The organism is Nitrospirota bacterium (assembly GCA_020851375.1).
Taxonomy (GTDB): Bacteria; Nitrospirota; 9FT-COMBO-42-15; order HDB-SIOI813; family HDB-SIOI813; genus RBG-16-43-11.
Genome location: JADZCV010000034.1, coordinates 1 through 15,234, shown reverse-complemented (window position 1 = coordinate 15,234; position 15,234 = coordinate 1). Strand labels below are relative to the sequence as shown.

14 protein-coding genes and 1 tRNA gene are annotated in these 15,234 nt (G+C 46.4%); all 15 read left to right on the top strand.

The window, feature by feature from the left end; genetic code table 11:
• Positions 1-125: elongation factor Tu (tuf, locus tag IT393_07420; GenBank protein MCC7202470.1), on the top strand; the 125-nt coding region annotated here is incomplete at its 5' end.
• Positions 126-247: 122 nt separating this feature from the next.
• Positions 248-397 carry a 50S ribosomal protein L33 gene (rpmG, locus tag IT393_07415; GenBank protein ID MCC7202469.1) on the top strand — a complete coding sequence of 50 codons (150 nt, stop codon included), beginning with the start codon at positions 248-250 and terminating at the stop codon, positions 395-397.
• Positions 398-446: 49 nt separating this feature from the next.
• Positions 447-523, top strand: a tRNA-Trp gene (locus IT393_07410).
• Between the two features lie 18 nt (positions 524-541).
• Positions 542-739, top strand: coding sequence for a preprotein translocase subunit SecE (secE, locus tag IT393_07405; GenBank protein ID MCC7202468.1), 198 nt, complete (start codon positions 542-544; stop codon positions 737-739).
• 22 nt (positions 740-761) lie between these two features.
• Positions 762-1,292, top strand: a complete 531-nt coding sequence (nusG, locus tag IT393_07400) for a transcription termination/antitermination protein NusG (protein ID MCC7202467.1) — start codon at positions 762-764, stop codon at positions 1,290-1,292.
• 50 nt (positions 1,293-1,342) lie between these two features.
• Positions 1,343-1,765, top strand: a complete 423-nt coding sequence (gene rplK / locus IT393_07395; protein ID MCC7202466.1) for a 50S ribosomal protein L11 — start codon at positions 1,343-1,345, stop codon at positions 1,763-1,765.
• Positions 1,766-1,829: 64 nt separating this feature from the next.
• The gene (locus IT393_07390) at positions 1,830-2,525 is read left to right on the top strand and encodes a 50S ribosomal protein L1 (protein ID MCC7202465.1); all 696 of its coding nucleotides are present in this window, start codon (positions 1,830-1,832) and stop codon (positions 2,523-2,525) included.
• A gap of 208 nt (positions 2,526-2,733) precedes the next feature.
• A complete protein-coding gene (rplJ, locus tag IT393_07385; protein MCC7202464.1) occupies positions 2,734-3,270 on the top strand; it encodes a 50S ribosomal protein L10 in 537 nt (178 codons plus the stop codon).
• Positions 3,271-3,284: 14 nt separating this feature from the next.
• A complete protein-coding gene (gene rplL, locus IT393_07380) occupies positions 3,285-3,677 on the top strand; it encodes a 50S ribosomal protein L7/L12 (protein MCC7202463.1) in 393 nt (130 codons plus the stop codon).
• 87 nt (positions 3,678-3,764) lie between these two features.
• Positions 3,765-7,754, top strand: coding sequence for a DNA-directed RNA polymerase subunit beta (rpoB, locus tag IT393_07375; GenBank protein ID MCC7202462.1), 3,990 nt, complete (start codon positions 3,765-3,767; stop codon positions 7,752-7,754).
• 10 nt (positions 7,755-7,764) lie between these two features.
• A complete protein-coding gene (rpoC, locus tag IT393_07370; protein MCC7202461.1) occupies positions 7,765-11,868 on the top strand; it encodes a DNA-directed RNA polymerase subunit beta' in 4,104 nt (1,367 codons plus the stop codon).
• A 100-nt stretch (positions 11,869-11,968) separates the two neighbouring features.
• Positions 11,969-12,340 (top strand): 30S ribosomal protein S12, encoded by a 372-nt coding sequence (locus tag IT393_07365; protein MCC7202460.1) that lies wholly within the window; start codon positions 11,969-11,971, stop codon positions 12,338-12,340.
• A gap of 20 nt (positions 12,341-12,360) precedes the next feature.
• Positions 12,361-12,834, top strand: coding sequence for a 30S ribosomal protein S7 (gene rpsG / locus IT393_07360; GenBank protein ID MCC7202459.1), 474 nt, complete (start codon positions 12,361-12,363; stop codon positions 12,832-12,834).
• A 66-nt stretch (positions 12,835-12,900) separates the two neighbouring features.
• Positions 12,901-14,979, top strand: a complete 2,079-nt coding sequence (fusA, locus tag IT393_07355; GenBank protein ID MCC7202458.1) for an elongation factor G — start codon at positions 12,901-12,903, stop codon at positions 14,977-14,979.
• A gap of 128 nt (positions 14,980-15,107) precedes the next feature.
• The coding region (tuf, locus tag IT393_07350; GenBank protein ID MCC7202457.1) for an elongation factor Tu at positions 15,108-15,234 on the top strand (127 nt) is incomplete at its 3' end.

Genomic DNA, 15,234 nt, shown 5'->3' with positions numbered 1-15,234 from the left:
GGGACAATATAACGGTGGAAGGTGATTTGATAACGCCAATAGCGATGTCCGAGGGGTTGAGGTTTGCAGTGCGTGAGGGCGGCAAGACAGTGGGCGCAGGGGTTATAACAAAGGTAATTGAGTAGAAGAAGGCTGAAGGTGAGGAAGGTAGAAGACTGAAGGAAGAAGGTACATTACCCTTCAGTCTTCAGCCTTCCTCACCTTCAGCCTGTTATTATTAACTTTGCTTTAACAAGGGAACATAGCTATGAGAGAAACGATTACATTGGCATGCACAGATTGTAAGAACCGCAATTATTCTACAATGAAGAATAAGCGGAATACGCAGGAGAAATTGGAACTTAAAAAGTATTGTCCCTGTTGCAGGAAACATACAGGCCACAAGGAAGTAAAATAATGCGGAAACGCCTCCCCTTGTCTGGTTTAATGGGGAGAACTTTGGGTACAGGCCAGTAGCTCCAACGGCTAGAGCACCGGTCTCCAAAACCGGGTGATGGGGGTTCGAATCCCTCCTGGCCTGCCAGTTAGGCGGATACAGATAATGTTTGCGAAGACAATTGAAAATATAAAAATATTCCTGCAGGAAGTAAAGTCTGAAGTTAAAAAGGTGACATTCCCATCTAAGGATGAGACACTTGGTACAACTGCGGTAGTTCTCGTGCTTGTATCATTGGCTACCATATATTTATGGGTAATAGATGTGGCCTTGTCAGAGATAGTGGCAAAGATTCTGCCATAACAGGGGAGAGTGCGAGGACGTGATGACAAAACAGTGGTACGTATTGCATACCTATTCAGGATTTGAAAACAAGGTCAGGGCCGGCATTCAGGAAAGGGTTGACACACTTGGGTTAAGAGAAAAGTTCGGGCAGATTCTGATTCCAACTGAGAATGTAGTTGAGTTGAAGGAAGGAAGGAAGAGGGTTGCAACTAAGAAGGTGTTTCCGGGATATATCCTGATTGAGATGGAGATGTCGGATGAGACATGGAACCTGGTTACAAATGTACCCAAGGTAACGGGGTTTGTTGGAGGAGGCGGCGCGCCGTCTCCATTATCTGACAAAGAGGTTGAGTCTATAATACAGCAGATGGATGCAAGTGTATCAACGCCGAGGAGCAGGGTTCAGTTCAGCAGAGGGGATGCTGTCAGGATCATTGTAGAGCCGTTTCTTGGATTTAATGGCACGGTTGACGAGGTTGATTCTGATCATGGCAAGGTAAAGGTGCTGGTTAGTATATTTGGCAGGGCAACGCCGGTGGAACTCGATTTTCTGCAGGTGGAGAAATTGTAATAATCGGGTCTATTGACCCCTGAATATAGTTTGAAGGGAGAGCATTGGTTATGGCAAAGGAAATTATAAGAAATATTAAACTACAGCTGCCTGCAGGCAAAGCCAATCCGGCGCCGCCGGTAGGGCCGGCGCTTGGACAGCATGGCGTAAACATCATGGAGTTCTGTAAGGCATTTAATGCAAAGACACAGGGGCAGGAGGGTACTATTATCCCTGTCCTTATCAATGTTTATTCAGACAGGTCATTTGATTTTATACTGAAGACCCCTCCGGCATCTGAACTCTTAAAAAAAGCTGCCGGTATTGTGAAGGGATCTGGCACACCCAATAAGGATAAGGTCGGGAGACTTACATCCGCACAGGTTCGTGAGATAGCCAGGACCAAAATGTCTGATTTGAACTGTCATGACATAGATGCTGCATACAATATCATAGCTGGAACAGCAAGAAGCATGGGGATTGAAATCAGCTAAATAAGAAAGCAGGTTGCCGGCAGTATACGGGCATGTAACAGGTTTATACAGAGGGAGTCAGAAAATGGGGAAGAAATATTCAGGAAGTCTGGAAAAGGTTGACAGAAGCAAATTACATACACTTGAGGAGGCAATCAAGACGGCTAAGGAGGTTGCATGGACCAGGTTTGATGAGTCCGTTGATCTGGCAGTCCGTCTCGGAGTAGACCCGAGGCATTCTGATCAGATGGTAAGAGGGGCCGTTGTACTTCCGCATGGCATTGGCAAGAGTGTAAAGGTCGTTGTATTTGCAAAGGGTGAGAAAGAGAGAGAGGCGAGGGATGCCGGCGCTGACTTTGTTGGCGCTGAGGACCTTGCTGAAAAGATAAACAGTGGATGGCTTGATTTTGATTTTGCGGTTGCCACTCCGGATATTATGGCGCTTGTAGGTAAACTTGGCAAGATATTGGGGCCAAGAGGTCTGATGCCAAATCCCAAACTTGGCACAGTCACCTTCGAGGTAGGAAAGGCTATCCGGGATATAAAGCTTGGCAAGGTCGAATACAGAGTTGATAAGACTGCAATAGTTCATGTCCCTGTCGGTAAGGTCTCATTTGACAGCAGAAAACTCTTCGAAAATGCAATGTCTGTTATGGAATCTATTGTTAAGAGCAAACCTGCCACAAGTAAGGGGCGTTATTTAAAGAGCATAACAGTATCTTCTACAATGGGGCCTGGTATTAAAGTAGATCCTGTGGCAGTAGGGAATCTGTTTGAATGAAATGAAGACTGAAGGTGTATAGGCTGAAGACTGAAGGTAATAAATATAATCCTTCAGCCTTCAGCCTTTTTCCCTTAATTGTCTGAGACAGTAGGTGTCTTCTGACTTAATCGGACCATTTTGGTCCGGCCTGCCGAGACGAGAGTAACAGGAGTTCAATTATCCTTTCTCGGCAGATGTTATTCTACAGAGAAAGGAGGGATAAATCTTGGCGGTACAATCCGGAAAAATAGAAAAGGCAAAGTTAATCAAAGATCTCAACGACAAGTTCGGCCGTGCAACGTCGGTAATAGTTACTGATTATAAAGGCCTGACTGTTAAGGACATGTCTGATATCAGAACCCGCCTCAGGGGCTGCAGCGCTGAATACAAGGTGGTAAAAAACACCCTTGCTCTTCGTGCAGCCGAAGGCACTGATGTAAAAAACCTTCATGACTATTTTACAGGCACTACGGGTTTGGTCGTAAGTTATGGTGATATCATTGCACCCATGAAGGCAGTGCTTGATTATGCAGGCAAGCTTGAGCCTTTCAAGATAAAGGCTGGCGTGCTTGAAGGCTCTGTACTGAATCCGGCCATGATCAGGGATGTTGCAAATCTTCCTTCGAGGGAAGTCCTGCTTGCAAAAGCGCTTGGCAGCATGAAGGCCCCCATGTTCGGATTCGCATCCACATTACATGGGGTATTAAGACAGTTTGTGTATGTTATTAATGCAGTAAAACAGTCTAAGGAAAAGACACAATAAACAAAGGAGATAAAATGTCGGCAAATTTAACAACGGATGATGTACTTACTTTTATAGACAACATGAAGGTGCTGGACCTGGCTGAATTCGTAAAAAAGATTGAAGAGCGCTATGGTGTTTCTGCTGCAGCGGCTGTGCCTGTTGCAGTTGCAGGCGCGGCAGCCGGCGCCGGTGCTGCAGCGGCTGTTGAAGAAAAGACCAGCTTTGATGTGATACTGAGCAGTGCGGGAGACAAAAAGATCCAGGTAATCAAGGTGGTAAGGGAGTTGACTAATCTTGGACTTAAGGAGGCCAAGGACCTCGTTGATGGCGCGCCCAAGACTTTAAAGACCGGCATATCAAAAGAGGATGCAGAGGCTATGAAGGCCAAGCTTGTTGAGCAGGGTGCGCAGGTTGAAATAAAGTAATATACGGATTTGAGGGGTCGGGTGCCAGGCACCTGACCCCGGATCCTAAATTTGTTTTTTTAACATTTTTCAGGGGGAATAAATTAAATGAGTCATCCCACCATTAAGGGTTGCATAGAAAGAAAAGATTTCTCAAAACTTCCTGCAAAGATAGAGATTCCCGAACTTCTCGAGATCCAGAAGAAATCATTTGAAAAGTTTCTTCAGAAGGACATCGCTCATGAGCACAGGGAAGAGATGGGACTACAGGCGGCATTCGACAGTGTTTTCCCGATTTCAGATTTCAATGGCACTGCGATCCTGAGATTCACTGAATATTCCCTGGGTGAGCCCAAGTATGAGATCTGGGAATGTATCGAAAGGGGCATGACGTTTGCTGCGCCCCTGAAGATAAGGGTTAACCTGGAGATTCTTGAAAAGGACGAAAAGAGCGGCGCAAAAAGCACAAAAGAGGTTAGAGAGCAATGGGTCTATCTCGGCGAACTGCCCCTGATGACTGAGAACGGCACGTTTATTATTAACGGAACCGAGAGGGTTGTTGTCAGTCAGCTCCAGCGCTCCCCTGGAACTTTTTTTACTCATGATAAGGGGAGAACTCACATAAGCGGCAAGGTATTGTTCTCAGCGAGAATAATACCATACAGAGGTTCGTGGCTTGATTTCGAATTTGACACCAAGGATATCCTGCATGCGAGGATTGACAGGCGCAGGAAGTTCCCTGTTACTATATTGTTGAAGGCTATAGGTTATTCCACTCATGATATATTAAAGCTCTACTATCCCATTGAAGATGTTGTGATCAGAGGCAATAAGTTCTGCATCAAGGTTGACTCAAAAGTAATTAATGGAAGCAGGGTCCCGTATGACATAATTAATGAACAGACAGGTGAGGTTGTTGTCAAGAAGAGCAACAGGATTACCCATGGCATACTAAAGAAACTTGATAATCAGGGTATAAAAGAGGTGCCGGTTGCTGCTGATGATATGGTGGACCGGATTATTTATGATGATGTGGTTGATCCTTCAACAGGCGAGGTTATAGTCGGGAGCAATACGATCCTTACCGATGCACTGATTGACAAGATCCTGAAGTCAGGAATTGAAAAGATTAACCTTCTCTATATTGATAATTATCAAATATTCCCAATAATCAGGGATACGTTGTCTCATGAAAATATTGAGACGCAGGAAAGCGCTATCATTGAAATATATAAAAGACTGCGCCCTGGCGAGAGCCCGACCCCTGAAACAGCAAAGATAATTTTTGACAATCTCTTCTTTAATCCGAGGCGCTATGACCTTGCACCGGTTGGAAGGCTCAAGTTAAACAAAAAACTCGGGATTGACGTGCCCCTTAGCCAGAGGAGCCTTACGCCTCAGGATATAGTGGAAACAATAAGGTACCTCGTAAACCTGAAATCAAATAAGGGAGAGATAGATGATATAGATCATCTTGGGAACAGAAGGGTCAGGTGTGTTGGTGAACTTCTTGAGAATCAGTTCAGGATCGGACTCTCCAGGATGGAGCGGAGTATTAAGGAGCGTATGAATATACTGGACCTTGAGAGCGCCCTTCCGCATGACCTGATTAATGCAAAATCAGTTATTGCTGCAGTTAAAGAGTTTTTTGGCAGCAGTCAGCTATCACAGTTTATGGATCAGACCAATCCGTTGTCAGAGATTACGCACAAGAGAAGACTATCAGCACTCGGGCCGGGAGGGTTAACAAGAGAGCGTGCAGGGTTTGAGGTGCGGGACGTTCATCCTACGCATTATGGCCGAATATGTCCTATTGAAACACCTGAAGGTCCTAATATCGGACTCATTACTTCTCTGTCAACTTATGCGAGGGTTAATGAATTCGGGTTTATTGAGTCGCCGTACAGAAAAGTCGTTAATGGCAGGGTATCTGATGACATTGTCTATCTGTCGGCAATTGACGGAGACAAGTATTATATTGCACAGGCAAATACCCCTGTAAACGCGTCAGGCAAAATAACATCCGAGACTGTTTCTTCACGCTTTGGCGGCGATTTTGTAACTGTCTCATCGGATAGAGTGGAGTTTATGGATGTTTCGCCAAAGCAGATCGTAAGTGTGGCTACGTCTCTTATACCGTTCCTTGAAAATGATGACGCCAACAGGGCATTGATGGGATCCAATATGCAGAGGCAGGCTGTGCCCCTGATGGACACGGATGCTCCGCTCGTCGGCACCGGAATGGAGAAAATCGTGGCGAGAGACTCAGGCAGGGTAGTCCTTGCAAAACGGCCCGGGTTTGTTGAGTATGTTGATGCAAACCGTATTGTTGTAAGGGCAGAAGAAATAAAACAGGATGCAAAGGCAAAAAAGGATAAACCTCTTACAGAAGGGATCAGCCTTGATGTATACAGTCTGACCAAGTTTAAAAGGTCAAATCAGAATACCTGCATTAACCAGAAGCCTATTGTGAATGCCGGTCAAAAGGTTGAAAAAGGGGAGGTGCTGGCAGACGGGCCTGCAACAAGTCAGGGAGAGCTTGCGCTGGGTCAGAACATCCTTGTAGCCTTCATGCCATGGGAAGGGTACAACTTTGAAGATGCAATCATCATAAGTGAACGGCTTGTCAAGGATGACAGATATACATCAATTCACATTGAAGAGTTTGAGATAGAGGCAAGGGACACCAAGCTTGGCCGGGAGGAAATAACAAGAGACATCCCGAATGTGAGCGAAGAATTGCTCAGGAATCTTGATGAAAGCGGAATTGTCCGGATAGGGGCAGAGGTTGTGCCCGGGGACATCCTGGTAGCAAAAGTTGCACCAAAAGGCGAGACGCAGCTGACACCGGAAGAAAAGCTGTTAAGGGCTATATTTGGTGAAAAGGCCGGGGATGTCAAAGACGTTTCACTTACAGTGCCGCCTGGTATAGAGGGCACTGTTGTTGATGTAAAAATATTCTCCAGAAAAGGTGTCGAGAAGGATGAGCGTTCAAAGAGCATAGAAAATGACGAGGTGTCAAGACTGCAGAAAGAACAGCAGGAAGAGGTCAGGATCATTGAAGATGACAGAAACAGGAGGCTGAGGAAATTCTTTGCCGGCAAGACCGTCGGCAAGGCTGTGGCCAATCCGGTAACGAAGAAGGTTATATTGCCCAAGTCAAAAGAATTGACTGAGAATATACTGAAGGAAATCAATGACGAGGAACTTATTGATATAGTTCTGGAAAATCAGGATGATACGGATAGGTTTGAAGAGATATGCAATTATGCACAGCAGCAGATAGAGCTGCTTCAGGCCTTCTACGAGGACAGGATTGGAAGGGTCAGAAAAGGCGATGAGCTCCCGCCTGGAGTTATAAAGCTGGTCAAAGTGTACATTGCAATAAAGAGAAAACTGGCGGTAGGAGATAAGATGGCCGGCCGCCATGGCAACAAGGGTGTGGTATCGGTCATTATGCCGGAAGAAGATATGCCGTATCTCGCTGACGGTACGCCTGTGGAAATGATCCTTAATCCACTTGGTGTTCCGTCAAGAATGAATGTGGGCCAGATACTCGAGACACATTTGGGGTGGGCGGCGAGGGCGCTTGGAATTCATGTAACAACATCAGTATTTGACGGCGCATCTGAAAATGAGATTATAGGCCTCCTTAAGGAAGGCGGGCGCTCTGTTACAGGTCAGGCAACTCTATACGATGGCCGTAAGGGAGAGCCTTTTGACAGAGAAGTTACTGTTGGATATATGTACATGATGAAACTTCACCATCTTGTGGATGATAAGATCCATGCAAGATCAATCGGACCTTATTCACTTGTAACCCAGCAGCCACTCGGCGGCAAGGCGCAGTTCGGGGGACAGAGGCTCGGAGAGATGGAAGTCTGGGCCCTGCAGGCATATGGCGCTGCAGCGACACTGCAGGAATTCCTGACAGTCAAGTCTGATGATGTGCCGGGACGTTCAAAGATGTATGAGGCAATCGTTAAGGGAGAGAATTTCCTTACACCCGGACTGCCTGAGTCATTTAACGTTTTGATAAAGGAATTGCAGAGTCTTGGGCTGGATGTGGAATTACTGAAGTCCAAAGATGGTAACTAAGGAGGTTTAAATGGCATTTACAGAGGACAGAGACTGGGAAAAATTGTATAGCCTGTTTGAGAAGCCTAAGGAAGCGGTCTCATTTGATGCAATAAGGATTCGGATAGCATCCTCGGATAAGATCAGGTCGTGGTCTCACGGTGAGGTCAAGAAGCCTGAAACGATCAATTACAGATCTTTTAAACCTGAGAGGGATGGATTGTTTTGTGCCAAGATATTCGGCCCTACAAAGGACTGGGAATGTAATTGCGGCAAATACAAGAGGATGAAGCACCGCGGTATCGTCTGTGATAAATGCGGAGTTGAAGTTATACAGTCCAAGGTAAGGCGTGAGAGAATGGGGCACATAGAACTTGCGGCCCCTGTTGCTCATATCTGGTTTCTCAAAGGCCTTCCAAGCAGGATTGGCAATGTCCTTGATATGACTCTCAGGCAGCTGGAAAAGGTCCTTTATTTTGAGAGCTATATAGTAATTGATCCCGGACCAGCTAATCTTAATGTGAAGGATGTCCTGTCAGAAGACGAATACAGAAGGCTCCTTCAGCAGCATGGCAATGCCTTTAAAGCTGGAACAGGCGCTGAAGCGATCAAGGAGCTTCTCGTAAAGATAGATATGGAACAGCTCTACACTGAAGTCAAGACGAAGATTGAAGATGCAAGCAGTGTGGCGGTAAAAAAGAAGCTAAGCAAGAGGCTCAAGATTGTTGATTCATTCAGAAAGTCAGGCAATAAACCTGAATGGATGATTATGAGTGTTATACCGGTTATTCCACCTGAACTGAGGCCGCTGGTACCGCTTGACGGCGGAAGATTTGCCACATCAGACCTGAATGACCTGTACAGAAGGGTGATAAACAGGAATAACAGGCTCAAGAAGCTGATGGAATTAAAGGCCCCCGGCGTCATCATCCGCAATGAGAAGAGGATGCTGCAGGAGGCTGTTGATGCACTTTTTGATAATGGCCGCAGGGGAAGGGTAATCAGGGGACCGAATAAAAGACCGCTGAAGTCTCTGAGTGATATGCTGAAGGGAAAACAGGGAAGGTTCAGACAGAACCTTCTTGGCAAGAGGGTGGATTACTCCGGCAGATCTGTCATAGTAGTTGGTCCTGAACTTAAACTCCATCAGTGCGGACTTCCAAAAAAAATGGCTCTTGAATTATTCAAGCCGTTTATTTTTCACAGGCTTGAAGAAAAGGGGTATGCCACCACAATAAAGAGTGCAAAAAAGATGGTGGAAAAGGAAAGGCCTGAGGTGTGGGATATCCTGGAGGAAGTAACGAAAGAGCATCCTGTATTACTAAACAGGGCGCCTACGCTTCACAGGCTTGGTATTCAGGCATTTGATCCAATCCTTATTGAAGGCAAGGCTATAAGGCTGCATCCCCTGGTCTGTATGGCCTTTAATGCGGATTTTGACGGTGATCAGATGGCTGTCCATGTACCGCTTTCTGTAGAGGCCCAGATTGAGGCAAGGGTATTAATGCTCTCTGTCAATAACGTCCTTTCACCTGCCCATGGAGCGCCTGTACTTATACCGACACAGGATATTGTTCTGGGCTGTTATTATCTGACAAAGGAACGGGCCGGAGCCAAAGGCGAAGGGAGGGTGTTCTCTTCTCCTGTAGAGGTCCGGGTTGCTTGTGAGGCAGGAGTGGTTGAGGAGCATGCAAAGATCAGGATGCGCCACAACGGAGGTCTTGTTGATACGACAGTAGGCAGGGTATTCCTCAGCGAGATATTGCCCTCAAAACTGCCTTTCGAGCTTGCCAACAAGGTCATGAACAAGAAAGAGCTCACAAAGCTTATAGACAGGTGTTACAGGGATGCAGGTCATCGTGATACTGTGGCGTTCCTCGACAAAATAAAAGAGATAGGATTCAAGTATGCCACCAAATCCGGACTTTCTATCTGTATCGGAGATATGCATATTCCGACAAGGAAGGCTGCGATAATCGATGATGCAAACAAGGAAATAGCTGAAGTTGAACAGCAGTACTCAGAGGGTCTGATAACCAAGGGTGAGAGGTATAACAAGGTTATTGATATATGGGCACATGTTACTGAGATGGTTACTGTGGAGATGATGAGGGAGCTTGGCGGCAGCAGTGAAGAAAAGCGCGCCTTTAATTCGATCTTCATGATGGCTGATTCAGGTGCAAGAGGAAGCACCCAGCAGATAAGACAGCTCGGCGGCATGAGAGGATTGATGGCCAAGCCATCCGGTGAGATTATTGAAACACCTATTACTGCAAACTTCCGTGAAGGGTTGACTGTAATGCAGTACTTTATCTCGACACATGGTGCGAGAAAGGGGTTGGCAGATACCGCGCTCAAGACCGCTAATTCCGGTTACCTGACAAGAAGGCTGGTAGATGTTGCTCAGGATGTGATTATAACAGAAATTGACTGCCAGAGTCAGGATGGCATCTTTGTAACTCCTCTTGTAGAGGGTGGTGAGATTATTGAGCCTATCGAGGAGAGGATTCTTGGCCGTATCCCGGTTGATGATATCAGGGACCCCATAACAAATGACGTGATTGTCCCTGCACGTGAGGAGATTAATGAGGAAAGGGTTGCAGCTATAGTAGAAGCTGGTATAGACAAAGTGCTGATACGCTCTGTGCTCACCTGCCAGTCGAGGCGAGGTGTATGTATAAAATGTTATGGAAGGGACCTTGGAAGGGGTACGCTTGTTGATATAGGCGAGTCTGTAGGAATCATAGCAGCCCAGTCCATTGGAGAGCCCGGAACTCAGCTTACCATGAGAACGTTCCATATAGGAGGTACTGCAAGCAAGGTTGTGGAGCAGACCGTGCTCGAGGCAAAGAACGGCGGCATAATAAAGTACATGAATCTCAATACGGTGAAAAACAAGGAAGGCGACTCGGTCGCCATGAACAGGAATGGCAAGATCATTATCTATGATGAAGAGGGAAGAGAAAAGGAAAAATATTCGGTAGTTTATGGTGCGAGGTTAAAGGTGGCTGACAATCAGAAAGTCAGGGGAGGTCAGAAACTGGTGGAGTGGGACCCGCATTCCATGCCAATCCTTACAGAAGTCGGCGGAAAGATTGCGTTCGGAGACATTGTTGATGGCGTAACAATGAAAGAAGATGTGGATGAAGTTACCGGTCTTTCCAGAAAGGTCATTGTTGATTTCCAGGGCACTTCATTAAGGCCCAGAATTTCAATCAAAGATGATGCGAATAAGACAGTCAAGATTCCGGGTGCAAGCGCTGTTGCAAGATATTTGCTCCCTACAGGGGCTCACATAGTAGTCGAGAAAGGCAATGTCGTCCATCCTGGCGATGTACTGGCCAAGATTCCGCGCGAGATCACCAAGACAAAAGATATTACGGGAGGCCTGCCGAGGGTAGCAGAGCTTTTTGAGACCAGAAAACCGAAGGAGCAGGCAGTTATAAGTGAGATTGACGGGGTTGTCGAATTCGGCGGTTATGTTAAAGGTATGAGAAGGGTGATTGTAAAGAATGAATCAGGCGACACCAAAGAGTACTTTATCCCCAAGGGTAAACATATAAATGTTCATGAAGGTGACTGGGTCATGGCAGGGGAACCTCTCATGGATGGTTCTGCCAACCCCCAGGACATTCTGAGCATCCTCGGGCCAAAAGAACTGCAAAAATATCTGGTAGACGAGATTCAGCAGGTATACAGGCTGCAGGGTGTAACAATTAATGACAAACATATAGAAGTTATTGTCAGACAGATGCTGAAGAAGGTCAAGATTGAGGACACCGGAGATACGGATTTCCTCATTGGAAGCCAGGTTGACAAGTTTGCATTTGAAGAGGAAAACGAGCGGGTAGTAAAAAATGGAGGGAAACCGGCAATCGGTATGCCTGTATTAATGGGAATAACCAAGGCAGCATTGACTACTGACAGCTTTATTTCAGCAGCCTCATTCCAGGAGACCACAAGGGTGCTCACAGAGGCGGCGGTCAGCGGCAAGGTAGATGAACTTCTCGGACTCAAGGAAAATGTTATAGTAGGGAGGTTAATCCCGTCAGGTACGGGGCTTCCCTTTTACAGAGAATCGTATATCATGTCTGTAAGTAAGAGAGAATCTGATATGCCAAGAGAGAATTCATGAAAATGCCGGAAAAAGCTCTTGACAAACATGTTACATTCTATTAGAATTGCAAAGTTTTGGTGAGAAATAGCTTTTTTTGTAAATTCAAGAAGGAGAGACAGTGCCGACTATAAATCAGTTGGTCCGTAAGGGCAGGACAAAGGTTAAAAGCAAGACCAAAAGCCCAGCGCTGAAGTCAAGTCCCCAGAAGAGGGGTGTTTGTATCAGGGTCTATACGTCAACACCAAAGAAACCAAATTCTGCATTGCGGAAAGTTGCGAGGGTGAGGCTGACCAATGGCATGGAGGTAACTGCATATATACCAGGCGAGGGGCATAACCTGCAGGAACATTCGATTGTTCTTGTGAGGGGTGGAAGGGTAAAGGATTTGCCTGGTGTGAGATATCATATAGTCAGGGGGACTCTTGATTCTGCCGGTGTTCAGAACAGAAAAAGGGGCCGTTCAAAGTATGGGGCCAAGACACCCAAGTAATAACGTGGAGAGGTATTGAAATGCCAAGGCATGGATGGGTAAAACAAAGGGAAACAAGGCCGGATTTAAAGTACAATGATGTCCTGGTTTCCAAGATTGTCAGTATTATTATGAAAGATGGGAGAAAAAGCGTTGCTGAAGGAATATTTTACGGGGCGCTTGATGCTATTAAGGAAAAGACCGCTGCTGTGGACCCTGTAAAGATTTTCCGGGCGGCTATGGATAATGTAAAGCCTGTTGTTGAGGTCAAGTCACGCAGAGTGGGAGGCGCTTCATATCAGGTGCCTGTTGATATAAGGACTCCGAGGCGTAATGCGCTTGCAATCAGGTGGATTGTCTCATATGCAAGGGCGCGGTCAGGGCGAAACATGTGTGAAAAGCTTGCGGCAGAGATCATGGATGCTGCAAACGGGACAGGCGGGGCAGTAAAGAAGAAGGAAGACACACACAGGATGGCCGAGGCAAATAAGGCATTTGCCCACTACAGGTGGTAGTAACGGATTGTGACAGCATAATAGCGTAAGAAATGTCTTTTATTGAGCTATTATCAGGAGGATTGGGTGTCAAGGCAATATTCATTAGATAAAACGCGTAATATAGGTATTATGGCTCATATTGATGCAGGCAAGACTACGTCAACTGAGCGTATACTATATTATACGGGCGCATCATACAAGATTGGTGAGGTGGATGAAGGCACTGCTACTATGGACTGGATGGAGCAGGAGAAAGAGCGTGGTATTACTATCACGTCGGCAGCAACAACCTGCTTCTGGAAGGATATTCGCATTAATATTATTGATACCCCCGGTCATGTGGATTTTACGATTGAGGTGGAGAGGTCACTGAGGGTTCTTGATGGCGCCGTTGCCATATTTGATGCAGGGCAGGGTGTTGAGCCTCAGTCTGAGACGGTCTGGAGGCAGGCGGACAAGTATGACGTTCCAAGGATCGCCTTTATTAATAAGATGGATAAAATTGGCGCTGATTTCTTTGAGAGTGTCAAGTCAATGGTAGGGAGGCTTGGGGCAAATCCGGTGCCTGTTCAGATACCAATTGGGGCAGAGGGTACATTCAGGGGGCCTGTTGATCTGATTTCGATGAATGCTGTCTACTTTGATGATGAGACGCTTGGGGCAAAATATGTGGTTGATGAGATACCTGAGGAGCTGCGTGATCTGGCACAGGAATACAGGGATAAGATGATCGAGAAGCTGGCAGATTGTGATGAGAGCGTGATGGAGAAGTATATTGCAGGTGAAGAGGTCACGCCGGATGAAATCAGGGCTGCGCTGCGCAGGGGGACTATCCAGATGAAAATTACCCCTGTACTTTGCGGATCTTCGTTTAAGAATAAGGGTGTTCAGTTGCTGCTTGATGCTATATCGGCCTACTTGCCGTCACCGCTGGATCTGCCGCCTGTAAAGGGAATTGATCCAAAGACAAATGCAGAGGTTGAGAGAAAATCAGATGACAGTGAGCCTTTCTCCGCTCTTGCTTTTAAGATTATGACGGACCCGTTCGTGGGGCAGCTGACATATTTCAGGGTTTACTCCGGTGTTTTAAATTCCGGTTCTTATGTTTATAATTCAACCAAGGATACAACAGAGAGGATTGGTCGTATCCTCAAGATGCATGCAAATAAAAGAGAGGAAATAAAGGCTGTCTATGCCGGCGAGATTGCGGCGGCGGTTGGTTTGAAAAATACCACGACCGGGGATACGCTTTGTGACAAGGATAAGCCGGTCATACTTGAGAGGATGGAATTTCCTGAACCGGTTATTGGTATTGCGATAGAGCCCAAGACAAAGACTGATCAGGAAAGGATGGGGGTCTCTCTGCAAAAGCTTGCGCAGGAAGATCCGTCATTCAGGATTAAGTCTGATGAAGAGACCGGTCAGACGATAATCTCAGGAATGGGGGAACTGCATCTTGAGATTATTGTTGACAGGTTGCTGAGGGAGTTTAAGGTAGAGGCAAATGTCGGCAAGCCTCAGGTTGCATACAGGGAGACCATCAGGGGTAAGGTTGAGAGCGAAGGCAAGTATATCAGGCAGACAGGCGGCCGCGGACAGTATGGTCATGTATGGATTACCGTGGAGCCTCAGGCGCCCGGAGATGGTTTTGTCTTTGAAAATAAGATTGTCGGGGGATCTATTCCAAGGGAATATATACCTGCGGTAGAGAAGGGTATCAGGGAGGCGCTCGATTCAGGCGTCCTCGCAGGATATCCTGTTGTTGATATTAAGGTTTCGTTGTTTGATGGGTCGTATCATGACGTGGATTCATCGGAGATGGCCTTTAAGATCGCCGGTTCTATGGCTTTTAAAGATGGCGCAAGGAAAGCCAATCCTGTATTGCTTGAGCCTGTTATGTCCCTGGAGGTTACTGTGCCGGAAGAATATATGGGGGATGTAATTGGTGATATCAACTCCAGGAGGGGAAGGATTCAGGGCGTTCGGCCAAGGTCTGCAGCGCAGATCATAACTGCTGAGGCGCCATTGTCGGAGATGTTTGGTTACGCAACTGATCTCAGGTCTCTCACACAGGGTCGCGCTACATTTACAATGCAGTTTGCAAGATATGAAGAGGCACCACGGAACATATCTGAGCAGATCGTGGCAAAGGTTAAGGGATAATAGGAAGCAATGAGCAATGAGTTGAAAGCAATGAGAGAAAGCCAAAGCCCGGCAATGATTTTACTCATTGCTCATTGCTCGATACTCAGTGCTTTCTGATACGGTGCTTAAAATAAGGAGGACGGGACATGTCAAAGGCTAAGTTTGAGAGGAAGAAGCCGCACATAAACGTAGGTACTATAGGTCATGTAGATCATGGTAAGACTACACTGACGGCAGCGATAACGATGTTATTGCACAAGCGTGGACTGGCAG

Bases quoted from the DNA above. Each gene is read 5' to 3' on its own strand.
- rpmG (MCC7202469.1), top strand. From the start codon at position 248: ATGAGAGAAACGATTACATTGGCATGCACAGATTGTAAGAACCGCAAT.
- secE (MCC7202468.1), top strand. From the start codon at position 542: ATGTTTGCGAAGACAATTGAAAATATAAAAATATTCCTGCAGGAAGTA.
- nusG (MCC7202467.1), top strand. From the start codon at position 762: ATGACAAAACAGTGGTACGTATTGCATACCTATTCAGGATTTGAAAAC.
- rplK (MCC7202466.1), top strand. From the start codon at position 1,343: ATGGCAAAGGAAATTATAAGAAATATTAAACTACAGCTGCCTGCAGGC.
- IT393_07390 (MCC7202465.1), top strand. From the start codon at position 1,830: ATGGGGAAGAAATATTCAGGAAGTCTGGAAAAGGTTGACAGAAGCAAA.
- rplL (MCC7202463.1), top strand. From the start codon at position 3,285: ATGTCGGCAAATTTAACAACGGATGATGTACTTACTTTTATAGACAAC.
- rpoB (MCC7202462.1), top strand. From the start codon at position 3,765: ATGAGTCATCCCACCATTAAGGGTTGCATAGAAAGAAAAGATTTCTCA.
- rpoC (MCC7202461.1), top strand. From the start codon at position 7,765: ATGGCATTTACAGAGGACAGAGACTGGGAAAAATTGTATAGCCTGTTT.
- rpsG (MCC7202459.1), top strand. From the start codon at position 12,361: ATGCCAAGGCATGGATGGGTAAAACAAAGGGAAACAAGGCCGGATTTA.